The 24,179-nt window shown below is 63.7% G+C and carries 29 protein-coding genes; 12 read left to right on the top strand and 17 right to left on the bottom strand.

Translation table 11 applies throughout. The features are described 5' to 3' along the window. Positions 1–777 (bottom strand): NADP-dependent isocitrate dehydrogenase (locus B5M41_RS23100; RefSeq protein ID WP_230640309.1); only part of this gene is annotated, 777 nt, incomplete at its 3' end. A gap of 225 nt (positions 778–1,002) precedes the next feature. Between B5M41_RS23100 and B5M41_RS23095 the strand changes: the two genes are divergently transcribed. The 10 genes from B5M41_RS23095 to B5M41_RS23050 all read left to right on the top strand — a co-directional run bounded on the left by B5M41_RS23095 (position 1,003) and on the right by B5M41_RS23050 (position 9,034). After that, positions 1,003–1,560, top strand: a complete 558-nt coding sequence (locus B5M41_RS23095; protein WP_134650816.1) for a hypothetical protein — start codon at positions 1,003–1,005, stop codon at positions 1,558–1,560. 59 nt (positions 1,561–1,619) lie between these two features. Next, positions 1,620–2,453, top strand: a complete 834-nt coding sequence (locus B5M41_RS23090) for an RNA methyltransferase (protein ID WP_134650815.1) — start codon at positions 1,620–1,622, stop codon at positions 2,451–2,453. After that, the gene (murI, locus tag B5M41_RS23085) at positions 2,440–3,231 is read left to right on the top strand and encodes a glutamate racemase (protein ID WP_134650814.1); all 792 of its coding nucleotides are present in this window, start codon (positions 2,440–2,442) and stop codon (positions 3,229–3,231) included. Before B5M41_RS23090 ends, murI begins: the two co-directional genes overlap by 14 nt. A 40-nt stretch (positions 3,232–3,271) precedes the next feature. After that, the gene (locus tag B5M41_RS23080) at positions 3,272–3,550 is read left to right on the top strand and encodes a type II toxin-antitoxin system RelE/ParE family toxin (protein WP_134650813.1); all 279 of its coding nucleotides are present in this window, start codon (positions 3,272–3,274) and stop codon (positions 3,548–3,550) included. A gap of 13 nt (positions 3,551–3,563) precedes the next feature. Beyond that, positions 3,564–3,851, top strand: coding sequence for a HigA family addiction module antitoxin (locus B5M41_RS23075; protein ID WP_134650812.1), 288 nt, complete (start codon positions 3,564–3,566; stop codon positions 3,849–3,851). A 118-nt stretch (positions 3,852–3,969) separates the two neighbouring features. Then, positions 3,970–5,481 (top strand): helicase HerA domain-containing protein, encoded by a 1,512-nt coding sequence (locus B5M41_RS23070; RefSeq protein WP_134650811.1) that lies wholly within the window; start codon positions 3,970–3,972, stop codon positions 5,479–5,481. Between the two features lie 223 nt (positions 5,482–5,704). Continuing rightward, entirely contained in the window at positions 5,705–6,322 is a 618-nt protein-coding gene (gene rpsD / locus B5M41_RS23065) for a 30S ribosomal protein S4 (protein WP_134650810.1), read from the top strand. A gap of 75 nt (positions 6,323–6,397) precedes the next feature. Further along, positions 6,398–7,324 carry a glutaminase gene (locus B5M41_RS23060; protein WP_134650809.1) on the top strand — a complete coding sequence of 309 codons (927 nt, stop codon included), beginning with the start codon at positions 6,398–6,400 and terminating at the stop codon, positions 7,322–7,324. Positions 7,325–7,355: 31 nt separating this feature from the next. Then, a complete protein-coding gene (gene ttcA / locus B5M41_RS23055; protein ID WP_134650808.1) occupies positions 7,356–8,216 on the top strand; it encodes a tRNA 2-thiocytidine(32) synthetase TtcA in 861 nt (286 codons plus the stop codon). Next, the gene (locus B5M41_RS23050) at positions 8,213–9,034 is read left to right on the top strand and encodes an inositol monophosphatase family protein (protein WP_134650807.1); all 822 of its coding nucleotides are present in this window, start codon (positions 8,213–8,215) and stop codon (positions 9,032–9,034) included. The genes ttcA and B5M41_RS23050 overlap by 4 nt, the downstream gene beginning before the upstream one ends. A gap of 79 nt (positions 9,035–9,113) precedes the next feature. Here the strand turns inward: B5M41_RS23050 and B5M41_RS23045 are convergent, their stop codons facing one another. The 7 genes from B5M41_RS23045 to B5M41_RS23015 all read right to left on the bottom strand — a co-directional run bounded on the left by B5M41_RS23045 (position 9,114) and on the right by B5M41_RS23015 (position 15,613). Next, positions 9,114–10,319 carry a multidrug effflux MFS transporter gene (locus B5M41_RS23045; RefSeq protein WP_134650821.1) on the bottom strand — a complete coding sequence of 402 codons (1,206 nt, stop codon included), beginning with the start codon at positions 10,317–10,319 and terminating at the stop codon, positions 9,114–9,116. A 124-nt stretch (positions 10,320–10,443) separates the two neighbouring features. After that, on the bottom strand, positions 10,444–10,779 hold the full coding sequence (gene grxD / locus B5M41_RS23040; RefSeq protein ID WP_134650806.1) for a Grx4 family monothiol glutaredoxin: 336 nt from the start codon (positions 10,777–10,779) through the stop codon (positions 10,444–10,446). A gap of 118 nt (positions 10,780–10,897) precedes the next feature. Then, positions 10,898–11,308, bottom strand: a complete 411-nt coding sequence (locus B5M41_RS23035) for a hypothetical protein (RefSeq protein WP_134650805.1) — start codon at positions 11,306–11,308, stop codon at positions 10,898–10,900. Between the two features lie 39 nt (positions 11,309–11,347). Beyond that, the gene (locus B5M41_RS23030; RefSeq protein ID WP_134650804.1) at positions 11,348–11,599 is read right to left on the bottom strand and encodes a hypothetical protein; all 252 of its coding nucleotides are present in this window, start codon (positions 11,597–11,599) and stop codon (positions 11,348–11,350) included. A 4-nt stretch (positions 11,600–11,603) separates the two neighbouring features. Beyond that, the gene (locus B5M41_RS23025; RefSeq protein ID WP_117366205.1) at positions 11,604–11,837 is read right to left on the bottom strand and encodes a BolA/IbaG family iron-sulfur metabolism protein; all 234 of its coding nucleotides are present in this window, start codon (positions 11,835–11,837) and stop codon (positions 11,604–11,606) included. 16 nt (positions 11,838–11,853) lie between these two features. After that, on the bottom strand, positions 11,854–14,091 hold the full coding sequence (gene purL, locus B5M41_RS23020) for a phosphoribosylformylglycinamidine synthase subunit PurL (protein WP_230640307.1): 2,238 nt from the start codon (positions 14,089–14,091) through the stop codon (positions 11,854–11,856). Between the two features lie 103 nt (positions 14,092–14,194). After that, positions 14,195–15,613, bottom strand: a complete 1,419-nt coding sequence (locus B5M41_RS23015; protein ID WP_134650802.1) for an aminotransferase-like domain-containing protein — start codon at positions 15,611–15,613, stop codon at positions 14,195–14,197. Positions 15,614–15,707: 94 nt separating this feature from the next. Between B5M41_RS23015 and B5M41_RS23010 the strand changes: the two genes are divergently transcribed. Then, the gene (locus B5M41_RS23010) at positions 15,708–15,923 is read left to right on the top strand and encodes a DUF1127 domain-containing protein (RefSeq protein ID WP_230640306.1); all 216 of its coding nucleotides are present in this window, start codon (positions 15,708–15,710) and stop codon (positions 15,921–15,923) included. 3 nt (positions 15,924–15,926) lie between these two features. Here B5M41_RS23010 and B5M41_RS23005 read toward each other — a convergent pair whose 3' ends face one another. The 5 genes from B5M41_RS23005 to purC are packed head-to-tail and all read right to left on the bottom strand — an operon-like array spanning position 15,927 to position 18,347. Beyond that, positions 15,927–16,319, bottom strand: coding sequence for a hypothetical protein (locus B5M41_RS23005; protein ID WP_134650800.1), 393 nt, complete (start codon positions 16,317–16,319; stop codon positions 15,927–15,929). Between the two features lie 47 nt (positions 16,320–16,366). Beyond that, on the bottom strand, positions 16,367–17,038 hold the full coding sequence (gene purQ / locus B5M41_RS23000; protein WP_134650799.1) for a phosphoribosylformylglycinamidine synthase subunit PurQ: 672 nt from the start codon (positions 17,036–17,038) through the stop codon (positions 16,367–16,369). Continuing rightward, complete coding sequence (locus B5M41_RS22995; protein WP_134650798.1) at positions 17,035–17,295, bottom strand: hypothetical protein; 261 nt, start codon at positions 17,293–17,295, stop codon at positions 17,035–17,037. Before B5M41_RS22995 ends, purQ begins: the two co-directional genes overlap by 4 nt. A gap of 17 nt (positions 17,296–17,312) precedes the next feature. After that, positions 17,313–17,555: a phosphoribosylformylglycinamidine synthase subunit PurS gene (gene purS, locus B5M41_RS22990; RefSeq protein WP_134650797.1), complete on the bottom strand. Its 243-nt coding sequence runs from the start codon at positions 17,553–17,555 to the stop codon at positions 17,313–17,315. Positions 17,556–17,582: 27 nt separating this feature from the next. Next, the gene (gene purC / locus B5M41_RS22985; RefSeq protein WP_134650796.1) at positions 17,583–18,347 is read right to left on the bottom strand and encodes a phosphoribosylaminoimidazolesuccinocarboxamide synthase; all 765 of its coding nucleotides are present in this window, start codon (positions 18,345–18,347) and stop codon (positions 17,583–17,585) included. 227 nt (positions 18,348–18,574) lie between these two features. On the opposite strand from purC, the gene B5M41_RS22980 reads away from it, so the two are divergent. Further along, the gene (locus B5M41_RS22980; RefSeq protein WP_134650795.1) at positions 18,575–18,895 is read left to right on the top strand and encodes a DUF1476 domain-containing protein; all 321 of its coding nucleotides are present in this window, start codon (positions 18,575–18,577) and stop codon (positions 18,893–18,895) included. 62 nt (positions 18,896–18,957) lie between these two features. On the opposite strand, the gene B5M41_RS22975 is transcribed toward B5M41_RS22980, so the two are convergent. The 4 genes from B5M41_RS22975 to B5M41_RS22960 form a co-directional block, all read right to left on the bottom strand. Then, entirely contained in the window at positions 18,958–21,543 is a 2,586-nt protein-coding gene (locus B5M41_RS22975; protein ID WP_134650794.1) for a sensor domain-containing protein, read from the bottom strand. A gap of 73 nt (positions 21,544–21,616) precedes the next feature. Beyond that, positions 21,617–22,171 carry an RBBP9/YdeN family alpha/beta hydrolase gene (locus tag B5M41_RS22970; RefSeq protein ID WP_134650793.1) on the bottom strand — a complete coding sequence of 185 codons (555 nt, stop codon included), beginning with the start codon at positions 22,169–22,171 and terminating at the stop codon, positions 21,617–21,619. A 92-nt stretch (positions 22,172–22,263) separates the two neighbouring features. After that, positions 22,264–23,571, bottom strand: a complete 1,308-nt coding sequence (gene purB / locus B5M41_RS22965) for an adenylosuccinate lyase (RefSeq protein WP_134650792.1) — start codon at positions 23,569–23,571, stop codon at positions 22,264–22,266. Positions 23,572–23,635: 64 nt separating this feature from the next. Beyond that, positions 23,636–24,178, bottom strand: coding sequence for a hypothetical protein (locus B5M41_RS22960; RefSeq protein ID WP_230640304.1), 543 nt, complete (start codon positions 24,176–24,178; stop codon positions 23,636–23,638). Between the last annotated feature and the right edge of the window lies 1 nt (position 24,179).

Below are 24,179 nucleotides of genomic sequence, written 5' to 3'. Positions count from 1 at the left end.
CCATTTCAGCGCCGAAGCGACCATGTCGTCGATCAGGCGGTGTTCGTACCAGATCTTGGCTTCCTTGAACTTCTCGGCGAATTCGGCGTCGAAGACCTGCTGGAAGATATCCTTGAAGCGGCCGTCATAGACCTTGAGGATGGTGTTCTTGGTCGAGAGATAGACCGGGACCTTGCGCTGCAGGCCGTAATTGAACGACGCGCGGGCGAATTCGGTGATCGAATCGTCGAGGTTGTACATGCCCATGGCGACGCCGGCGGACGGCGCGTCGAACACGTCGTATTCGATTTCCTTGCCATCTTCGCCGACGAACTTCATCGTCAGCTTGCCCTTGCCGGGGAACTTGAAGTCGGTGGCGCGGTACTGGTCGCCGAAGGCATGGCGGCCGACGATGATCGGCTTGGTCCAGCCGGGAACGAGACGCGGGACGTTCTTGGCGATGATCGGCTCGCGGAAGATGACGCCGCCGAGGATGTTGCGGATCGTGCCGTTCGGCGACTTCCACATCTTCTTCAGCTTGAATTCCTCGACGCGGGCCTCGTCCGGCGTGATGGTGGCGCACTTGACGCCGACGCCGTGCTTCTTGATGGCATTTGCGGCATCGATCGTCACCTGGTCGTCGGTGGCGTCGCGGTTTTCCATGCCGAGATCGTAGTATTCAAGGTCGATGTCCAGATAGGGATGGATCAGCTTGTCCTTGATGAACTGCCAGATGATACGCGTCATCTCGTCGCCATCGAGTTCGACGACGGGATTGGCGACCTTGATCTTTGCCATGGGGAGCCTCGTGCTTGTAGGGGCAGAACGCCCCGGATCGTGGACTTGAAAGAACCGAGTGGCCCTATAGCACTCACGGCCGGGAAGGCAAAGCCGGGCACGGGGCGAGCCGGTTTATTTTCCACGCGCGGCGGAATAAGTTTCGCCAGAATTCCGTTTCAGAAGAGTCGCGGGCATGCGACCTCGTCTGCCGCCAGCCAATGGAGCCAGCCAATGGAGAGTGTGATGTCGCGCCTCGGTCTCGCCGCCCTTGCCGTCCTGATCCCGATTTCGGCCCATGCCGCCACCTTCAAGGCGCCCGTTGAGGAGCTGATGGCGGCCACCGCCAGCAACTGGAAGGAGATGAAGGAGGATACCGAGACGGCGCCCGACTACATCGACTATTTCAACGAGGATTTCCTGAAGCGGCTCTACAGCAAGGATCTCGTCGCAAAATACCGCGAGGCCGCGAAATATCCGGCCTATGACGATGGCGGCTCGCCCTTCGGCTACGATCCCATCGTCAGCGGCCAGGACGGCTGTTCGCTGAAGGACCTGACGATCACCGAGGGCACGCCCAAGGACGGCACGGACGACGTGACCGTGACCTTCGACAACACCCATTGTTTCCCCGAGCGCGACCCCTCGCAGGCCAAGACGACGCTGGTCTTCAAGGTGATCGAGGAAGACGGGCGGCCCGTCATCGACGAGATGGTGCGCGAGGGCGAGGACGAATCGACCCTCAAGGAAGAGCTGGGCGAACTGGCGCGCTATGGCGCGGAAGCGGCCGCCGGCGGCCAGTAACGCTTTTCATTTCCGGTCAATTGTGCCACTGAGGCCCGGTTTTTCTAGGGATATAGGGCATGGCAGGCACGAACAGCGAACGCACGCTGATCGCCGAGGGACCGGCGATCATTCTCGTTCATCCGCAACTGGGCGAGAATATCGGCATGGTGGCGCGCGCCATGGCGAATTTCGGGCTGGCGGAACTGCGGCTCGTCAATCCGCGTGACGGCTGGCCAAGCGAGAAGGCGATTTCCGCCGCCAGCAAGGCCGATCACGTCATTGCGGCCGCCACGGTCTTCCCCTCGCTGGAAGCCGCGATCGCCGACCTCGAATTCGTCTATGCGACGACGGCGCGCGACCGCTACGGCTACAAGGAGGTCCGTTCGCCGGTGGTGGCGTCCGATGATCTGCGCACGCGCTTCCGGGCAGGGCAGAAGACCGGCATTCTCTTCGGCCGCGAGCGCACGGGCCTCACCAACGAGGAGATTGCGCTCGCCGACGAACTCGTGACCTTCCCTGTCAATCCGGCCTTCGCATCGCTCAATCTCGCCCAGGCCGTGCTGCTGATGAGCTACGAATGGATGAAGAGCGGCCTTTCGTCCGTCGAGGTGACACCGTTCAGCGCGCTGCCGCAGCGTCCGGCCCAGAAGGAAGAGCTCCAGGGCCTGTTCGATCACGTCGAGGAAACGCTGGATGCGCGCGGTTACTTCCGGCCTGCCGAAAAAAAGCCAAAACTGGTGGAGAACCTGCGCGCCATTCTGACGCGTCCTTCCTTCACCGGCACGGAGATCCAGGTGCTGCGCGGCGTGATTTCCTGCCTCGACCGCTTCACCCGCGAATCACCGCGCGGCGCGGCCAATCCGAACCGAACCCGCAACCGCCGGTCCAAGGTGCCTCGTGACATCGACTAGTCCCAAACCGATCCTGATGTTCGACAGCGGTATCGGCGGCCTGACGGTGCTGCGCGAGGCGCGCGTGCTGATGCCGGAGCGGCATTTCACCTATGTGGCCGACGATGCGGGCTTTCCCTATGGCGGCTGGGAGGAGCCGGCGCTGAAGGCGCATATCGTCGACCTCTTCGCAAGGCTGCTGCACGAACACGATCCGGAAATCTGCGTCATCGCCTGCAACACCGCCTTCACGCTCGTCGGCGCGGATTTGCGCGCGTCGTTCCCGCATATGCAGTTCGTCGGTACCGTGCCGGCCATCAAGCCGGCGGCCGAGCGCACCCGCTCGGGCCACGTTTCGGTGCTTGCCACACCCGGTACGGTCAAGCGCGCCTATACCCGCGACCTGATCCAGTCGTTTGCCACGCAATGCGACGTGCGTCTCGTCGGCTCGGAAAATCTTGCCCGCATGGCCGAGGCCTATATCCGGGGCGAGACCTTGTCGGACGAGGCGGTGCGCGCGGAAATCATTCCCTGCTTCGTGGACGAGATGGGCCGCAAGACGGATATCGTGGTGCTGGCCTGCACGCACTATCCCTTCATGGCGAACCTCTTCCGCAAGCTGGCGCCCTGGCCGGTCGACTGGCTCGACCCGGCAGAAGCCATCGCCCGGCAGGCCCGCCGCCTCGTGCCGCCGCTCGAAACGCTGGCGCCGGGCGAGGACATCGCCATCTTCACCTCCGGCAACCCCGACTTCTCCACCCGCCGCCTGATGCAGGGTTTCGGCCTGCGCGTGGTGTGATGCGGCTTGTATCGTGTAGCGATACGCGTTACATTGTGCGATGATCATCAGCTTTCGGCACAAAGGGCTTGAGGTCTTCTACAGGTCGGGCTCGACACGCGGCATCCAGGCGTCCCACGCGGCAAAGCTCGCTCGTATCCTGGCTTTGCTCGATGTCGCGAGCGGCACCGCCGACGTCAACCTTCCCGGCTTCAGGCTTCATGCGCTCAAGGGTGACCTGAAAGGCCACTGGTCGGTTTGGGTGAATGGAAACTGGCGCGTAACGTTTCGCTTCTTCGGGACCGATGTCGAGCTGGTCGATTACCAGGATTACCATTGAGAGGATTGCGGTCATGATGAAAATGCCTCCCCATCCTGGAGAGTTGCTTCGTGAGGATGTGATTCTGGCGCTCAGCCTTTCCGTGACGGATGCCGCCGCGCGTCTCGGCATGTCGCGGGTCGCGTTGTCGCGTGTGCTCAATGGGCGCGCCGCGATCAGTCCCGATCTGGCTGTGCGTCTCGAGCGCGCCGGCGCCGGCACGGCGCGCGCATGGCTTGCCATGCAGGCCAATTTCGATCTCGCCGAGGCCATGCGGCGTGAGCAACCCGATGTCCTGCCCTTGAACGACAAGGCTGCCTGACCCAGAACCCTGTGGGTTTTTCAAAAGCCTGAGGTGACGGGTCGGCATTTCGTGTTAGGGCTTGCCGGTTGCCCGGTGGCGGCCGGGCGAATCGCAGATTTCAGAAACGAGGAACGGGATGAAGGTCGGCATCGACATGGGAACGGTGCAGGGCGGCGCACCGGCCAAGCTCGATATCGAGGAACTCTTGGCGACGCGCCTGCTGGTGCAGGGCAATTCCGGATCGGGCAAGTCGCATCTTCTGCGCCGCCTGCTCGAACAATCCGCACAGTGGGTGCAGCAGGTCATCATCGACCCCGAGGGGGATTTCGTCACGCTGTCGGACCGCTTCGGCCATGTGGTCGTAGACGGGCACCGCACCGAGGCGGAGCTTGTCGGCATCGCCAACCGCATTCGTCAGCATCGCGTGTCCTGCGTGCTCTCGCTCGAAGGCCTGGAGGCCGACGAGCAGATGCGTGCCGCCGGCATCTTTCTCAACGCGATGTTCGATGCCGACCGGGACTACTGGTATCCGGTGCTCGTCGTGGTCGACGAGGCGCAGCTTTTCGCGCCCGCGGTCAGCGGTGAAGTCTCCGAAGAAGCCAGAAAACTCTCGCTCGGCGCGATGACGAACCTGATGTGCCGCGGCCGCAAGCGCGGTCTTGCCGGCGTCATCGCCACGCAGCGTCTTGCCAAGCTTGCCAAGAACGTCGCGGCGGAGGCCTCGAACTTCCTGATGGGCCGCACCTTCCTCGATATCGACATGGCGCGTGCCGCCGATCTGCTCGGCCTCGATCGCCGGCAGGCGGAAATGTTCCGCGACCTGCCGCGCGGCTCCTTCGTGGCGCTTGGGCCGGCGCTGTCGCGCCGCCCGCTGCCGGTGACGATCGGTGCGGTGGAGACCTCCGCACGCTCGACCAGCCCCAAGCTGATGCCGCTGCCGGATGCGCCGCAGGATGTCGAAGACCTGATCTTCACACCCGACCCCGACGAATTCTCCCGCCCGCTCGTTCGCCGCGCGCCGCCCGCGCCGCGGCCGACGACGGATATCCTGGCCGAACTTTCCCGCGCACGCCCGGAGCCGGTTCAGGCGGAGGCGAAGGCGCCGGCGCCGGAGATATCCGCCGAGGAGCGCGAAAGCCTGCTCGACCAGGCGCTGGCCGAAATCCTCGGCAATCCCGAAGCGGCGTTCCGCGCCGATGCCGAGCTCTTCCAGGATTTTCTCGTGCGCTGCCGCATTCGCCGCGTGCCCGGCGCGCCCCTGTCGCTGCCGGCCTTCCGGCGCAAGATGGCCGTCGCCCGCTCGGGTGTCGATGCCGAGACGGCCGCGACGGAGGTCTGGGGCAGGGCGCTCGACCTGTCGCATAGCGTGACGGAGGATCTCCAGGGCGTCTTCCTGCTCGTCGCGCAGGCCGCGGTGCGCGGCCTTGCCTGCCCGTCGGATGCCCGCATCGCGCGCGCCTACGGCACGCATTCGGCCCGCCGGGCGCGGCGCCTGCTCGGCTATTTCGAGGAGCAGGGGCTGGTCGTGGTACACAGCGATCTCGCCGGCCACCGCATCGTCGCCTTCCCGGATCTCGGCTGCGAGACGCTGCCGGGTGACGCCAATGGGCCGGACCTTGCCGATTCCCACCAAGATGCGGCGGAATAGGCGGATTTTCCGGGCTTTGCTCGTTGACAGTTTTGTAAAACTCCCCTAATGAACCCCGCCAGCGCCGGGCAGAAATGTCCGGTGTTTCATTTGACATGTCCCGTGGATTCTCCGGTCGCGATCGTGAGAAGCCTGTCGGAACCCGCAAGGTTCAGAGGAGGGCGTGTTTCCTTAGAGCCGGTCCGGCAACGGGCAGGCCATAACAAGACTTAGAGGAAATGCGATGAGCAAGCGCGCTGCATCCAAGTACAAAATCGACCGCCGCATGGGCGAAAACATCTGGGGCCGTCCGAAGTCCCCGGTCAACCGCCGCGAATACGGCCCGGGCCAGCACGGCCAGCGCCGCAAGTCCAAGCTTTCGGACTTCGGTGTTCAGCTCCGCGCCAAGCAGAAGCTGAAGGGCTACTATGGCGACATCCGCGAGAAGCAGTTCCGCGCGATCTTCGCTGAAGCCGAACGCCGCAAGGGCGACACCCCGGAAAACCTGATCGGCCTGCTCGAATCGCGCCTGGACGCGATCGTCTACCGCGCCAAGTTCGTTCCGACGGTCTTCGCTGCCCGTCAGTTCGTCAACCACGGCCACGTCAAGGTCAACGGTGTGCGCGTCAACATCGGTTCCTACCGTTGCAAGCCGGGCGACGTCATCGAAGTCAAGGACAAGTCCAAGCAGCTGGTTACGGTCCTTGAGTCCGTCAGCCTCGCCGAGCGCGACGTTCCCGACTATATCGAAGTCGATCACAACAAGATGGTCGCGACCTTCGTTCGCGTCCCGGTTCTCTCCGACGTGCCCTACGCCGTCGTCATGGAACCGCACCTGGTTGTCGAATTCTACTCGCGTTAATCGCGAACGACACCTTGCCAAATCCGGAAAAGCCGCCAAGAGATTGGCGGCTTTTTCTTTGGGGGACAGTGCACGATGGATTTGCAGGCCATCCTCGACGATATCCATGACAGTCTGTCGCCAAGGCGCGGCGAGGGCAGGGTCGCCGATTACATTCCCCAGCTTGCCCATGTCGACCCGAAGAAGTTCGGCATGGCCGTCGTGACGGTCGACGGTGCCGTGCATCTGGCCGGCGATGCGCAGGAGCCGTTCTCCATCCAGAGCATCTCCAAGGTCTTCACGCTGACGCTGGCGCTCGGCAAGCACGGCGAGGCGATCTGGAAACGCGTCGGCCGGGAACCTTCGGGATCCGCGTTCAACTCCATCGTCCAGCTGGAATATGAGGGCGGCATTCCGCGCAATCCCTTCATCAATGCGGGCGCCATCGCCATTACCGATCTCGTGCTGGCCGGGCATACGCCGAAGGAGGCGATCGGCGAGATCGTCCGTTTCATGCGCTATCTCGCTGATGAGGACGACATCATCGTCGATCAGGATGTCGCGCGCTCCGAGCAGGCGACGGGCTTCCGCAATTTCGCGCTGGCCAATTTCCTGCGCTCCTTCGGCAAGCTCGACCATGCCGCCGAATTGGTGCTCGGCGTCTATTTCCACCAGTGCGCCCTGGCGCTGAGCTGCCGCCAGCTGGCGCGGGCAGGGCTGTTCCTCGCCAACAGCGGCATCAATCCGCTGACCGGCCACCGCGTGGTCTCGCACCTTCGGGCGCGGCGCATCAATGCGCTGATGCTGACCTGCGGTCACTATGACGGCTCCGGCGACTTCGCCTACCGGGTCGGCCTGCCGGGCAAGAGCGGCGTGGGCGGGGGTATCCTGGCCGTCGCGCCGGGAAAGGCGTCGGTCGCCGTCTGGTCGCCCGGGCTCAACGACAACGGCAATTCGCTTCTCGGATCGCTGGCGCTCGAAATGCTGGCGGCGCGCACCGGCTGGTCGATCTTCGGGGCTTGATTGTGCCGGCGGTTCGGGGCATTGCAGGCGCATGACCCTCGCACTCGCCGAAACCGAAGACGACACCCCGGACGAAGGCCGTCATCCGCTCTTTTCGACTGCGCCGTCCAGCGTGTCCTTCAACAAATTGCGCAAGCGCCTGCTGCGTCAGGTGCGGCAGGCGATGGACGATTTCGCCATGCTGAAGGGCCAGAAACGCTGGCTGATCGGCCTTTCGGGCGGCAAGGACAGCTACGGCCTGCTGGCGCTGCTGATGGATTTGCAATGGCGCGGCCTGCTGCCCGTCGAACTGATCGCCTGCAACCTCGATCAGGGCCAGCCGAACTTTCCCAAGCACATCCTGCCGGAATACCTGAAGTCCATCGGTGTTTCGCATCGCATCGAATATCGCGACACGTACTCCATCGTGAAGGACAAGGTGCCGTCGGGGGCGACCTATTGCTCGTTGTGCTCGCGGCTTCGGCGCGGCAACCTCTACCGCATCGCCCGCGAGGAGGGCTGCGACGCGCTGGTGCTCGGACATCATCGCGAGGATATTCTCGAGACCTTCTTCATGAACTTCTTCCATGGCGGCCGGCTGGCGACCATGCCGCCGAAGCTCCTCAACGACGAGGGAGACCTGATGGTATTGCGTCCGCTCGCCTATGCGGCGGAGGACGATCTGGCGAAATTTGCCGCCGCCATGCAGTTTCCGATCATTCCCTGCGATCTCTGCGGCTCGCAGGACGGGCTGCAGCGCAACGCCATGAAGGCGATGCTGGCCGATATCGAGACGCGCATGCCGGGCCGCAAGGACGCCATGCTGCGTGCGCTCGGCCATGCCAATCCCTCCCATCTGCTCGATCCGAAGCTCTTCGATTTCTCCTCCCTCGAAACGGTAAGACAAGAATGACGACGATTGATATCAATGCCCTCGCGCTCGTGCTCGCACAGGCGGCCGAAGCCGAAATCCGCCCGCGGTTCCGCGCGCTCGCAAAGGGTGACGTCCACACCAAGGCGGATGCGAACGACCTCGTGACGATCGCCGACGAGGCGGCGGAGCGCTTCATCAAGCGCGAGGTCGAGGCGCAGTTTCCGGGTGCGCTGTTCGTCGGCGAGGAATCGGTTGCGGCCGATCCGGCGCTGCTGCCGAAGCTTGCCGAGGCCGATCTCGCCATCGTGGTGGATCCGATCGACGGCACGTTCAACTTCGCTGCCGGCGTTCCGATGTTCGGCGTGATGGCGGCGATCGTCTCGGGCGGCCAGACGGTCGGCGGCATCATCTACGACCCGATGGGCGACGATTTCGTCATGGCGGAGAAGGGCGGCGGCGCGTGGCAGACCGGCGGCCACCGCCCGGCCGTCAAGCTCAAGGCCCGCGGCGCAGCGCCGCTGGAAGAGATGACGGGCATGGCCTCGACGAGTTTCTTCGATCGCGAGCGGCGCGCGCGCGTGCTGGCCAATCTCGCCAAGGTCGCTTTCGTTTCGAACTATCGCTGCGCGGCGCACGAATACCGCACCTTCGCCGGCGGGCACCTGCATTATCTGATGTACAACAAGCTGATGCCCTGGGATCACCTGGCCGGCACGCTGATCGCACAGGAAGCCGGCGCTTATGCCGCACGCTTCGACGGCAAGCCCTACGAGCCGCACCATGTCGGTGGTGGCCTACTGGTCGCGCCGGACAGGGACAGCTGGGAACTGCTGCGTCGCGAAGTCTTCGTCGACTGAGCTGTTTTCAGGCAGAATGAAAAAGGCCCGGTGGCTTTCGCGACCGGGCCTTTCCTGTTCGTGAATTTTTCGCTTGTCGTCAGGTTGCCTGATTGTGCGGCTGGAAGAGCTTGCCTCGTTCCGCAATCAGCACGAAGACCAGGCCGATTACGGAAAGCGAGAAGAAGCCGAGCACGAGCGGCAGGGCGGTTCCGTTGAACGACTGGCCGATGACGGCGCCCACCACCGTGCCGCCGGCCGTGCCCATGAAGCCGAGCACGGAGGAGGCGGTGCCGGCGACATGGCCGAGCGGTTCCATCGCCAGCGAGTTGAAGTTCGAGCCGATCCAGCCGAACTGGAACATCGCGAGCGCGAACAGCACGAGGAACAGGGCAAAGGGCAGGTGCGTCGGCCAGAGCAGCGTCAGGACCAGCCAAAGCGCGTTCACGCCGAGGAAGCCGAGGAGTGCGCCGTGCGACAGGCGGCGCATGCCGAAGCGACCGACGAGGCGGGCATTGACGAAGGACGACAGCGCCATGAAGGCCGCGACCGCCGCAAAGGCCACCGGGAACCAGACCCCGAGTTCGTAGATGCCGACATAGATCTGCTGCGCGGAGTTGATGAAGCCGAAGAGCGCCCCGAAGATGAAGGTGCTCGCCAGGGTGTAACAGAGCGCCACGCGATCGGTCAGGACGATGCGGAAGCCCTGGAGGACCGAGCGCACCGTGAAGGGGCGCACGTCGTCCTCATGCAGCGTTTCCGGCAGGCGGAAATACATCCACGCCCAGACGGCCGCGGCCATCACGGCCATGAAGACGAAGATCAGGTGCCAGTCGCCGAAGACCATCACCACCTGGCCGATGCCCGGCGCCATGACGGGAACGACCATGAACACCATCATGATCAGCGACATGACCTCGGCCATCGCGCGGCCGCCGAAGATGTCGCGCACGATGGACACGGTGATGACGCGCATGGCTGCCGAGCCGATGCCCTGCACGAAGCGCAGCACGAGAAGGGCGGTGAAGCTCGGAACGAGGATCGCGGCAAGCGACGACACGACATAGATCCCGAGGCCCACGAACATGGGAATGCGCCGGCCGAACCGGTCGGAGACCGGGCCGTACAGCAATTGCGCAAAGGCGAAGCCGATCAGGTAGGCCGAGATGACATATTGCCTGTGGTTCTCGCTCTCGACGCCGAGGCTGGCGCCGATCTCCTGGAGACCCGGCAGCATGATGTCGATGGCCAGCGCGTTCAGCGCCATCAGCAGCGCCATGAGCGCGATGAATTCTATCTTGCCCATGCCTTTCAGGCGCTGGGCGGCTTCGGGGGAAAGTCCGGACATATCAATTCATTCCAAAAATGAGAGAAGGCGCCGCTGGGTTGCGGCGCCTTTGCAATATCGGCAGTCAGAAGACCGCATATCGTCAGGCAGCACCCTTGATCGCAATACCCTGTTCCTGAAGGTGGGACTGCAATTCGCCCGCCTGGAACATTTCGCGCACGATGTCGCAACCGCCGAGGAATTCGCCCTTCACATAGAGCTGGGGAATGGTCGGCCAGTTGGAATAGTCCTTGATGCCCTGGCGGATATCGGCGTCCGCGAGCACGTTGATCGCCTTGTAGTCCACACCAATATAATCCAGCACCTGGACGACCTGGCCGGAGAACCCACACTGCGGGAATTCCGGGGTGCCCTTCATGAAGAGCACGACGTCGTTGGTCTTGACTTCGTTGTCGATGAAATCGTGGATGCCGCTCATTTCCATATTCCCTAGCAAATCGGCTTCAAGGGCCGATGGGATGAACCATTTGCCCTAGATAACAACCTCGTGTGACAATTGCCAGAAGTCCGCGTGCAAAAAATGCATGCCGTGTTTTTCAGGCAGGCGCGCCACCGCGGCGATAATAGGCAACGAGCCAGTAGATCAGGCCGCCGGCCAGACCGCCGGCGAGGACCATGACGGCGAGGGCGTCGCTCAGCAGCGAGCGGTCGATGAACACCAGCGAGAACGGGCCGTCGATGCCGCCGGCAATCACGAAGAACAGCCACGCCCTCACCTGGAGAACGCGCGCAAGGACGACCGTGACGACGAAGCCGGGAAGGGCGCAGCCGAAGGTGTAGGCGAGGCCGACGACGAAAATCTGAAACAGGCCGTCGCTCGCGCCCGACCAGAAGTAAAGCAGCACGATCACCACCGTCGTCGCGGTCAGGACGGCGGCGATATACCCGAGGGCGACAAAAAGGATGCCGGGTTGCCCGCTTGTGGCCGAGCCGTTGTCTGCGGTCACGTTCCGAGATCCCTGTTTGCGGAGCGGCGCAAGCCGCGTCTAGCGGCTGCGCTGGCTGCTGCGGCTGGCGGCCGTGCGACGCCGGCTCACCTGCTTGCGCGGCCGCTTGGCCGGCTTCAGGGCGGCCTCGATGATATCGCCGAGAAGCCCGCCGGAGGCCTTCTTGCGCGTCGTGGTCTTGCGGCGCGTACGTTTGGTCGTTGTGGCCTTGCGCACGCCGGTCTTCTTCAGCACCTCCTTGAGGGCTGCATCGACCACGCCGCTGACGAGTTCGTTGAGAAGGCCAGCCATGGCGTCAGTCCGGAATGGAGGTCTGGAGGGCAAGGGCGTGCAGCACGCCGCCCATATTGCCCTTCAGCGCGTCATAGACCATCTGGTGCTGCTGCACGCGGGTCTTGCCGCGGAAGGCTTCCGCGACGACCTCGGCAGCATAATGGTCGCCGTCGCCGGCAAGATCGCGGATGACCACCTTCGCTCCCGGAATGCCGGATTTGATGAGGTCTTCGATATCGCCCGGTGACATGGCCATGAAACTGCTCCCTTATTTATTCCGCGGCGGCAGCGGCGGTGCCGTTGCCATCCATGAAGTCAGGGAACCACGATTCATGGGTGTTGCGCAATTGCTCAATCGACAGCGACAACAGGCCGTCCACGGCAAGTGCGTCGCCGCCGACGGTGCCCAGGCGGCGGAACGGTACGCCCGCGCCTTCCGCGCTGGCGCAGATGAAGTTCGCGAGGTCGACGGGGACCGCGATCACGTAGCGAGCCTGGTCTTCGCCGAACAGAACGGCATGCGCCGGGCCATTGGCGTCCGACAGGTCCACCTTGACGCCCTTGCCGGAGGCCATGACCATTTCGGCGAGCGCGATGGCGAGGCCGCCGGAGGAAATGTCGTGGCAGGCGGTGACTTGGCCGTTGCGGATGGCCGAGCGCACGAAATCGCCGTTGCGGCGTTCCGCATGCAGGTCCACTTCCGGGGCGGGGCCGTCGATCTTGCCGACGACGTCGCGCAGGTAGACGGACTGGCCGAGATGGCTGCCATCGGTGCCGATGAGGATCAGCTGGTCGCCGTCCTTCGCACCGCCGATCTTGGCCATGACCGACCAGTCGGGCAGCAGACCGACGCCGGCAATGGTGGGCGTCGGCAGGATCGCGATGCCATTCGTCTCGTTGTAGAGCGAGACGTTGCCGGAGACGATCGGGAAATCGAGCGCGCGGCAGGCCTCGCCGATGCCTTCGATGGCCTTGACGAACTGGCCCATGATCTCCGGCTTTTCGGGATTGCCGAAATTCAGGTTGTCGGTGGAGGCAAGCGGTTCGGCGCCGGTCGCCGTGATATTCCGCCAGCATTCGGCGACGGCCTGCTTGCCGCCTTCGAACGGATCGGCCTCGACGTAGCGCGGGGTGACGTCGGAGGAGAAGGCAAGCGCCTTGCTGGCATGGCCTTCGACGCGCACGACGCCGGCGTCGCCGCCGGGGATCTGCAGGGAATTGCCCTGGATGAGCGTGTCGTATTGCTCGTAGACCCAGCGGCGGCTCGACTGGTTCGGCGAGCCGACCAGCTTCAGCACGGCCTCGCCGTAGTTTTCCGGTTCCGCCACCAGATTGGCCGGCAGCGGCGCGGGCTTGCCGGGTTCGCGCCATGGGCGGTCGTATTCCGGAGCCTGGTCGCCGAGGTCCTTGATCGGCAGGTTCGCCACTTCCTCGCCCTGGTGCAGGATGCGGAAGCGCAGGTCGTCCGTGGTGTAGCCGACGATGGCGAAGGCCAGGCCCCACTTGACGAAGATCGCCTTGGCGACCTCTTCCTTGGCGGGTTCCAGAACCATGAGCATGCGCTCCTGGCTTTCCGACAGCATCATCTCGTAKGCMGTCATCTGCTYTTCGCGGACCGGAACCAGATCGAGGTTCAGTTCGATGCCCAAGTCGCCCTTGGCGCCCATTTCCACGGCCGAGCAGGTGAGGCCGGCCGCACCCATGTCCTGGATGGCGATGACGGCGCCGGTCTGCATCAGCTCGAGGCAGGCTTCCAGCAGGCATTTTTCGGTGAAGGGATCGCCGACCTGCACGGTCGGGCGCTTCTCTTCGATCGTCTCGTCGAATTCGGCGGATGCCATGGTCGCACCGCCCACGCCGTCACGACCGGTCTTGGCGCCGAGATAGACGACCGGCAGGCCCACACCCTTGGCTTCCGACAGGAAGATGGCGTTCGACTTGGCGAGGCCGGCGGCGAAGGCGTTGACGAGGATGTTGCCGTTGTAGCGCGGGTCGAACTCGACCTCGCCGCCGACGGTCGGCACGCCGAAGGAATTGCCGTATCCGCCCACGCCGGCGACGACGCCGGAAACGAGGTGGCGGGTCTTCGGGTGATCCGGCTCGCCGAAGCGCAGCGCGTTCATGGCGGCGATGGGCCGGGCACCCATGGTGAAGACGTCGCGCAGGATGCCGCCGACGCCGGTCGCCGCGCCCTGATAGGGCTCGATATAGGACGGGTGGTTGTGGCTCTCCATCTTGAAGACGACGCAGTCGCCGTCATCGATGTCGACGACGCCGGCATTCTCGCCGGGGCCCTGGAGGACGCGCGGACCCTTGGTCGGCAGCGTGCGCAGCCAGCGCTTGGAGGATTTGTACGAGCAGTGCTCGTTCCACATGGCCGAGAAGATGCCGAGCTCGGTGAAGGTGGGTTCGCGGCCGATCAGCGAAAGGATGCGGTCGTATTCGTCCGGCTTCAGCCCATGGGCGGCAATCAGCTCCGGAGTGATCGGGCGGGTGTTCGAAATGGTCATCGTCGCTCGTCTTGTCGTGGAGGGCAGGATTGGGGTCTCTTTACCCCATGCCGCCGTGCAGCGCGACAGGAAAATGACCGGGAATCACAGGCGGGCACGGCTTTCAGGCCGGGCTGTCATAACCGCTCGGCCCCGACGTGATGAGCCTGCGCAGCCTTGTGAGGCCGGCAACCACATCCTGCCGGTTTTCCGGCGAGGAAATGCCGATCCGCACCCGGTGGAAGGTCTTTTCCGAACGGCCCGCCTTGAACTCGTCCTCGTCGTCGATGAGCACGTCCTCGGCGAAGGCCGCCTGCCGGAAGGTGCCCGAAAGCCAGGGGTCGGGCAGCTTGAGCCAGACGAAGGGCACGCGCGGATGCGAATTGAACTCGAGGCCGGCGAAGATCTCGCGGACGAGCGCCTCGCGTGCCATCACCTCGTCGGAAACCCGCGCCCGAATGGCTTCCGCCGTGCCTGACAGCACCAGCCGCGCGGCAAGCTCGGCGAGCAGGAACGGCAGGCCGCCGCTCACCATCTTGTGGGCGATGCGCACGCGCTGGGCAAGGTGCGGCGGGCAGGCGATCCATCCGCCACGCACGCCTGCCGCGACGCTCTTGGAAAGCCCGCCAACGAGGAACGTGCGGTCCGGCGCCAGCTCCGCGATGAGCGGCAGGCCGTTCTCCGTCGACCCGCCGTAGAGATTGTCCTCCACGAGGAAGACATTGTGCCGCTTGGCGATGGCGGCAATCGCGCGCCGCCGGTCTTCCGGCATGGTGGCGAGCGTCGGGTTCTGGGCCGACGACATGAGAAAGGCGAGCTTGGGGTGCTGCTGGACGCAGACCCGCTCGAAGTCATCAGGAAGCACGCCGTCGGCATCGGAATCCACCAGTACGCTCTGGCGGCCGATCAGCGCCGTGCCGCGGCTGACCTGCGAATAGGTGACATGTTCGAAGACGATGCGGTCGCCCGGCGCGGTGATGACCGAAACTGCGGCGATGACGGCGGCGTGGGCGCCGAGCGTGGGAACGATGCTGTCATGGCCGGGTTGCCAGTCGCCGTGCTTCAGCCAGCGGCGCCCGGCTTCCAGCCAGTCGGCCGGAAAGCTGCGCGTATAACTCGCAATCTCGCTCGGCTGTTCCCTGCAGATCGCTGCGACGATATCCGTGATGGCCGAGGACTGGCCGACATTGGTGGCCGCCGTCGTGTCGAAACGCAGCTTGCCGGGTGGTGCGCTCGACGCCCGGGTGCCGATCAGGCGGGCGCTGACGGTATCGACCGCGGCGGCGCTGTCGTTGTCGCCCGAGCCCAGCACATAGGTCCCGCGTCCGACCTCGCCGCTGACAAGACCGCGCTCGCGCACCATCGCATAAGCGCGGCTGACGGTGCCGATGGTGACGCCGATGTCATAGGCGAGGTTGCGTTGCGGCGGCAGCTTGCTGCCGGCGGGAAGGGCGCCGATGCCGATCGCCTGCTCGATCTGGTCGGCAATGCGGACATAGAGCGGGCCGTCCGTGGCCTGGAGGTTGGGGAGCCAATTTGTCATGGTGCCAATTCATATATTGCACCGCCGATGGAGTCAATTATTTCCTGAATGCACCAATTGTGACACGCCCTGTGACAAGTTCAGGAGAAATATGATGACAATCGATGCAATTCGCTCCCAAGCCATCCGGGCGCCGGTCTTTCCGGTGCGCTCGCTTTTGCGGCGGACGGTGCGTGTCTACCGGATTTGGGTCATGAAGCGGCGTACGCGCTATGCACTCCTCGATCTCACCGACGCGCAGCTCGAGGATATCGGCATCTCCCGCAGCGAGGCGCGGCGGGAGGTCGCAAAATCGTTCTACTGGAGCTGAGGCTCAGCAGCCTTTGCCGCCGGCCGCCCAACGCCGGACGTCGGTTGCGATGCGGGCGCCGACCGGCTCGCTCATCAGCGGACCGAAGGCGTCGAGCTTGGCGGGATTGCCTTCAGCCTGCACGACGAGCAGCGGGCGCGATTCCGGCGAATTGCGGTGGACGACAAGAATGCGCGGCCGACCGGAGAAGGAATTCAGCTCGGGCGCAAGGCGATAGGCCTTGAAGGCCGGATCACCCGATTTGAACCAGCAGGCATTGGCGCCGAGCGCAACGCGCTCCATCGTCGGCAGGGCCGCGCCGTTTGGCCTCGGCGCCGGCGTCTTCGTCTGGCAGCCGGCCAGAGCCGCGGCGAGAGCGAGCGGCAGGATGAGCTTGACGGACGGAAGAGGGCGCATGGAAAGCCTTTCGAAAGCGAACATGCGCCCTTGATAACAAGGACCGGTTAAGCAGCGATTACGTCGAGCACCGATGCGAAGAGGCCGCGGCCATCCGAGCCGCCATGGGCGGCTTCGATGAGGTTTTCCGGATGCGGCATCAGGCCGAGCACGTTGCCCTTGGCGTTCATCACGCCGGCAATGTCGTTGATCGAGCCGTTGGGATTGGTACCGTCAGCATAGCGGAAGACGACCTGGCCGTTGCCTTCGATGGCGGCGAGCGTCTCGGCATCTGCGAAATAGTTGCCGTCGTGGTGGGCGACGGGGCAGCGGATGATCTGGCCCTTGTCATAGGCGCGGGTGAAATCCGTATCGGCGTTCACCACTTCCAGCTTCACCTCGCGGCAGACGAATTTCAGCGAGGCGTTGCGCATCAGCGCGCCCGGCAGAAGGCCCGCCTCAAGCAGGATCTGGAAGCCGTTGCAGACGCCGAGAACCTTCACGCCGGCCTCGGCCTTCGCCTTGATCGCCTGCATGACGGGCATGCGCGCGGCAATGGCACCGCAGCGCAGATAATCCCCATAGGAGAAGCCGCCGGGGATGACGATCAGGTCGACATCCGGCAGGTCCGTTTCGGTCTGCCAGACGGTGACGGGCGCGACGCCCGAAATCTTGGTCAGCGCCGCGATCATGTCGCGGTCACGGTTAAGGCCGGGGAGCTGGACGACGGCGGACTTCATGGGTGTGGTTCAAACCTTGCCTGGGCCTCGGCGAGTTCACGCAATTCGAGGCGGTTTTCGATACGGTCGAGACGCTGGTCCATGTGAACCATGGAAGCACGCATATTGTTGAATTCACCCTGAAGATTGTGAATTTGGCCCCGGATGAAAAGATTGTCGGTTCGCAATTCGTTGATGGCGTTGTCGATCTTGTCGAAACGCGTGTGCAAACGACGAAGCAGTTCGTGCAGCAGGTCCTGTGTCACATCTTCAGCCATCGCCGCCTCCTCAACCATTAAGAGAGGGCGATAGTATAATTCTCGATTACCGTGTTGGCCAGCAGCTTCTCGCACATGGCCTTGAGATCGGCTTCAGCCTTGGCGCGGTCGGCGGTCTCAAGCTCGAGGTCGAAGACCTTGCCCTGGCGGACCTGGCCGACGCCGTCGAAACCGAGGCTGCCGAGGGCGCCTTCGATCGCCTTGCCCTGCGGGTCGAGAACACCGTTCTTCAGCGTAACCGTTACGCGTGCCTTGATCATGTCTATCGTTCCATCCTTGGGAGCGTGTTATTTCACCAGAACGGGGCCGGTGCCGCGCACGGGCTCGTTCTCATTGATGACGCCGAGGCGGCGGGCCACTTCCTGGTAGGCTTCCAGAAGTCCGCCCATGTCCCGGCGAAAACGGTCCTTGTCCATCTTTTCCTGGGTCGCGATGTCCCAGAGACGGCAGCTGTCCGGCGAGATCTCGTCGGCGATGATGATGCGCATCATGTCGCCTTCGTAGAGACGGCCGCATTCGATCTTGAAATCGACGAGTTGGATGCCGACGCCGAGGAAGAGGCCGGACAGGAAGTCGTTGACGCGGATGGCGAGCGCCATGATGTCGTCGAGTTCCTGGGGGCTTGCCCAGCCGAAGGCCGTGATGTGTTCCTCGGAGACCATCGGGTCCTCGAGCGCATCGGCCTTGAAGTAGAATTCGATGATCGAGCGGGGAAGGACGGTGCCTTCCTCGATGCCGAGGCGCTTGGACAGCGAGCCGGCGGCCACGTTGCGCACGACCACTTCGAGCGGGATGATCTCGACTTCCTTGATCAGCTGCTCGCGCATGTTGAGGCGGCGGATGAAATGGGTCGGAATGCCCATCTTGTTCAGCTGCGTGAAGAGATACTCGCAGATCCGGTTGTTCAGCACGCCCTTGCCGTCGATGACGTCATGCTTCTTCTTGTTGAAGGCGGTGGCGTCGTCCTTGAAAAACTGGATCAGCGTGCCCGGCTCGGGACCCTCATAAAGAATCTTGCCCTTGCCCTCGTAGATACGGCGGCGACGGTTCATGGTTTTTATCTCGGTTGTTGGCGCTCTTGGGCTGCGCGGGTGTCGTTCGTTTGCGCTCCCATAAACGAAATGCCGCAGTTTAACAATCGGCGTTCCGCCCGATCCCCCGATTTCCGGCGTTTCGGTGAAGTTACGGCGGGACAAAAGTTCGCATTGCACTTTTCCCGGCGTTTTGATTTATGGGCTTGGAAGCCCAAACGGGGCAAAAGAATCGACGGGAGTAATCTATGGCCAGCATCAACGATCGGGAAAAGGCCTTCGAAGCCAAGTTTGCGCTTGATGAGGAGCTTCGCTTCAAGGCGGAAGCACGCCGCAACAAGCTGCTCGGCCTCTGGGCTGCCGGCCTGCTGGGCAAGAGCGGTGACGATGCCGACGCCTATGCCAAGGAGGTCGTCGCCGCCGACTTCGAAGAAGCAGGCCACGAGGATGTCGTGCGCAAGGTCAAGGCCGACTTCGACGCAGCCGGTGTTGCGCGCAGCGAAGACGAGATCCGCCTGCAGATGGTCGAGCTTCTCGCCGTCGCCGTGTCGCAGATCGAAGCCGGCTGAGCGATTGGCCGCAAACAGCGTTTGAAAGCCGCCGCGCCTCTCGCCCGGCGGCTTTTTGCTGTCTAGCTGACGGGGTGCGGGGAAGCGTCGTGCATGTCACGGGCGCCGCCCGCCAGTTTCCGCCAGTCCTTTCGGCGCACGAAATCCGGCATCGCCTCTGCCGGCATGGGACGCGCCAGCGCATAGCCCTGCAGGCTGTCGCAGCCGAGGTCGCGCATGATGGTGACATGGGCGGGCGTCTCGACACCCTCCGCAATCACCTCGATATCCAGCGAACGGCCGATCTCGATGATCGTGCCGACGAGCTTTCGCTGCGCAGGCGACCGGCTGACGGGCTTGACGAGCTGCCGGTCGATCTTGAGGCGGCGTGGCCTGAGCTTCATCAGGCTGACGATGGAGGCGTGGCCGGTGCCGAAGTCGTCGATTTCGATGTCGATGCCGAGATTGCGGATTTCCGCGAGGTTTTCCAGAACGACATGGTCGCAGTCATCCAGGAAGATGGATTCCAGCAGCTCGAAGGACAGCGATTTCGGCGCGATATCCAGCGTGCGGAGCGCGCGTGCGAGTTCGGGGTCGTGCAGGCGCTTGGATGAGACGTTGACCGAGATTTGTTCTATCCCAAGGCCGAGCCGCCGCCATTGCGCGAAGTCGGCAAGCGACTTGTCGAGCACGATGCGGTCGATCGTCGCCACGCAGTCCAGGTCTTCCGCGATCTTGAGGAAGGCGTCCGGGGTCAGGATGCCGCGTGTCGGATGATTCCAGCGCGCCAGCGTTTCCACGCCGACGATATCGAGCGTGCGGGCGCAGAATTTCGGCTGGTAGTAGGGCAGGAAGCGGCCCTGTTCGACACCGGACAGAATGTCGTCGGCCGTCTGCTTGTTGGTGATGATCTGCGCCTGGAAATCGCTGGTGAAGAATTCATGCCGGCTTCGGCCGCGGTTCTTGGCGCGGTAGAGCGCGAGGTCGGCATTGACCAGCAACTGCCGTGCATCTATCGCCGCGCCCGATTGGCTGGCGATGCCGACGCTGGCGCCGAAGCGACAGATATGCCCGTTGAAGGTGACGGGTTTGCGCATGTCCGTGACGATCGCTTCGGCGAGCGAAGCTAGGTTGCGTGGCGCCGGCCCTGCGGAAAGAAAGACGAATTCGTCGCCGCCAATGCGGGCGACGAAATCGCTGGCGGATTTCAGATCTGACAATACGCCGGCGGCATGTATCAACATCTGATCGCCGGCGTCATGGCCGAGCGTGTCGTTGATCTCCTTGAAGCGGTCGAGGTCGATATGGAGTACCGCAAGCCGGCTGCCGTCCAGCTCCGCCCGTCGGGCAGCATCTTCCATCGTGGAATCGAGATAACGCCGGTTCGGCAGGCCCGTCAGGTGATCGTGCAGCGACGTGTACTCGATCCGCGCGCGCGCGATCTCCAGCGCCTCGTTGCGAGCTTCCGCGAGGTCCTTCGCACGCTTCAGTTCTTCCTGGATCTGGACATCCTCGGTCACGTCCCAGTTCGCGCCGATGAGTCGGGGTACGCCGGCCATGTCCGTGTAAGGGGCGGCGCGGCCGCGCAGATGGCGGATCTCGCCATCGCCCCTGATGATGCGGAATGCATTGGCGAAATCCGCGTTGTTCGCGAGGCCGTTGGCGACGGCATTCTCCGCCACATGCCGGTCGTCGGGATGCAGGGCTCTCTCCCAGCTGCCGATATCGGGCGCTTCCCGCAGGTCGTACATCTCGATCATGCGGTCGTCCCAGTTCACCGTATTGGATTTGAGATCGACCTCGAACACGCCGACGCGCGAGACGTCGAGCGCCAGTTCCAGGCGCCGCGACATCTGTGAAAGCCGTTCTTCCGCTTCCTTGCGATCGGTGATGTCGGTATCGGTGCCGGCGATGCGGCTCGGCTTGCCGTCCTGTCCGTATTCCACCACCGCGCCGCGGCTTTCGATCCAGACCCAGCGGCCGTCCTTGTGGCGTTCGCGGTAGGAGAAGGCGCTGAAGTAAGTCTCGCCGCTTTCCTGCCGGGCGATGGCGGCAAGCACGTGCTCGCGATCATCGGGATGCACGTTGCCGATCCATTCGTCGAGAGCGGAATCGTAGGTCTCGTGCGGTTGCCGGCCCCGTATCGTGCACCACTGGCGGGAGTAGAAGCGCTGGTCGCGCGCAAAATCGTGATCCCACACACCCTGGCCGGCCGATTCGAGCGCGTGGTTCCAGCGGCTCTCGCGCTCGGTCAGTTCAAGAGCATTGCGCTTGCGCTCGTCCACATCCAGGAATTGCACGATCATGTCGGGCGCAAGGTCGTCACCGGGCAGGGCAGGCGGTTCGATAAAGGAGGCGAGCACCCAGAATTCATCGCCGTCAGGACGTTGCAGGCGGATTTCCCACGGGGCCTGCTCGGTCAGCTCCTTGCGCATGGCGAAGGGCAGGATCGCCCGGTCGCACGCAGAAATACAGGCGTCGAAGGTCGGGAGTTCCGCAATGGACGAAATGCCAAAGGCACGCAGCAGGGCATCATTGGCGTCAATGATGCGCCGCTCTGCATCGAGCGCAGCAAATCCGAAACTGGAACGCGCAAAAAGTCTGCGATAGAACGGCTCGTTATCCGTTTTTCGCACGGTATCGGGGGGCGAACCGGACGGTTTGGCCATAAAAAGCGCCTGTTATCAACTCAGGGGCGCAAGATTGGCGGATTTCTATGAATTTCCTCTTAATGACGAGTTGCTAAGCTTTCAGCTTGCTGAGGAACTGCGCGAAGACCATCGTACCCTCCGGCCAGGGGCCGTGACCGGACTGCGCATTGATGTGGCCTGCTTCGCCGGCGTCGAGAAGGAGCGATCCCCAGGCGGCGGCGATGTCGTCGGCATGTTCATAGGTGCCGAAGGGATCGTTGCGGCTTGCTACGACGACGGACGGAAAGGGCAGCGGATCGCGCGGGTAGGGGCCGAAGGTCATGAGATGCTTAGGGCGGATTTCGGGGTTGGCGACATCAGGCGGTGCGACGAAGAAGGCGCCTGCGACCTTGTTGTCGAAGTGCGGCGCGGCGTGGACGGCTGCCGTCACGCCGAGCGAATGGCCGACGAGCACGACGGGCTTCGTGGCGGCCGCCACCTCTTCCACGACGCGTTGAACCCAATCCTCGCGCACCGGTTTTGTCCATTCCGCCTGCTCGACGCGCCGCGCCGTCGAGAGCTTCTGCTCCCAGCGGCTCTGCCAGTGGTCCGGGCCCGAATTCGTGTAGCCGGGAATGATGAGGATGTCTGCTTCCGAAACTTTCATGGGCGCGGATGTGCTGTCGGTGCGTGCTGAATTCAAGGGGTGGCGGCGATGACGCGTGCTGCGCCATCGCCCTCTCGTACCCGTCAGGACGATCAGACCGTGCCGAAGACGCGGCGGAAGATCGTGTCGACGTGCTTGGTGTGATAGCCGAGATCGAACTTTTCGCGGATCTCTTCCTCGGAAAGCGCTGCACGCACTTCCGCGTCGGCCAGAAGCTCCTCGAGGAAGTCCTTGCCCTGTTCCCAGACCTTCATGGCATTGCGCTGCACGAGGCGATAGGCGTCCTCGCGCGAGGTTCCGGCTTGCGTAAGGGCAAGCAGGACGCGCTGCGAATGAACAAGGCCGCGGAACTTGTCGAGATTCTTGAGCATGTTGTCCGGATAGATCACCAGCTTCTCGATGACGCCGGCCAGACGGTTCAGCGCGAAATCGAGGGTGATGGTGGTGTCCGGGCCGATGCCGCGCTCGACGCTGGAATGCGAGATATCGCGCTCGTGCCACAGCGCGACGTTCTCCATGGCGGGCGTCACGGCCATGCGCACGAGGCGGGCCAGACCCGTCAGGTTTTCCGTGAGAACCGGGTTGCGCTTGTGCGGCATGGCCGACGAACCCTTCTGGCCGGGCGAGAAGAACTCTTCGGCTTCCAGGACTTCCGTGCGCTGCATGTGGCGGATTTCGATCGCGACATTCTCGATGGAGGACGCGATGACGCCCAGCGTGGCGAAGAACATGGCATGACGGTCACGCGGGATGACCTGCGTGGAGACCGGCTCCGGCACCAGGCCGAGCTTTTCGCAGACGTGCTCCTCGACGCGCGGATCGATATTGGCGAAGGTGCCGACGGCGCCGGAGATCGCGCCGGTCGCGATTTCCGCGCGGGCGGCCACGAGACGGGCGCGGTTGCGGTCCATCTCGGCATAGAAGCGGGCGAGCGTCAGGCCCATCGTGGTGGGTTCGGCGTGGATGCCGTGGCTGCGGCCGATGCGGATCGTGTCCTTGTGCTCGAAGGCGCGGGCCTTCAGCGCCGCCAGAACGCGGTCCATGTCGGCCAGCAGGATATCGGCAGCGCGCACGAGCTGGATGTTGAAGGTGGTGTCCAGCACGTCGGAGGAGGTCATGCCCTGATGCACGAAGCGGCTGTCGGGACCGACGAACTCGGCAAGGTGCGTCAGGAACGCGATGACGTCATGCTTGGTGACGGCCTCGATCTCGTCGATGCGGGCGACGTCGAATTCGGCCTTGCCACCCTTTTCCCAGATCGTTTCGGCGGCCGACTTCGGGATGACGCCGAGGTCTGCCAGCGCATCGCAGGCATAGGCTTCGATCTCGAACCAGATGCGGAACTTCGTTTCGGGCGACCAGATGGCGACCATGTCCGGTCGGGAATAGCGAGGGATCATCGGCTCTAGACTTTCCTTGGGAAGGTGGGAATTGCCGCCGCTTTAGCAAAGATGGGCGGCAAGCTCAACGCATGGCGGTCGACATGGAGCGGGCAAGCCACAGACTGGCGCCGGCAAGCACCGGCAGCCCGACCGGAAGATAAAGCCCCAGGCCCATGACGAGGAACTGGTAGATCGCGCCCGCCGTGGTGAATGCGAACTGGAAGGCCCAGATGACCGTGCCGAAGGGTTCGTGCCATTGGGCATAGAACAGGCGGTAGTCCAGCGCGAAGACAAATGCCGTGACCGCGACGGTTCCCACGCTCAGCAGGGCGAAATGGGCCGCAAAGCGGGCCTCGATGCCACGCCGGCGCGAGAGGAGGCGTGCCATCGGCAGCAGGATCGGCCATGCAACGGTGCCGCCGGCGAAATAGATGGCGAGAAGTCGCCAGAGGTGGAATGACGGCAGCCGGTCGTGCATGACGAGCGAGACGTAGGCGCATGCCGCTATCGCGATGCCCCAGCACAGCGCCCCGCCGAGACAGAGAGCCGGCGATGGGAAAACCGGCGGCAAGGGATGGCCGGCCCCCGAATGTCTCCAGCCCGTCACGGATGCCGTCTGCTTCATG

This window comes from Shinella sumterensis, from assembly GCF_004514425.2.
Taxonomy (GTDB): domain Bacteria; phylum Pseudomonadota; class Alphaproteobacteria; order Rhizobiales; family Rhizobiaceae; genus Shinella; species Shinella sumterensis.
Note: the sequence above shows the minus strand (reverse complement) of the source record. Positions and strands in the feature narration are given on the sequence as shown.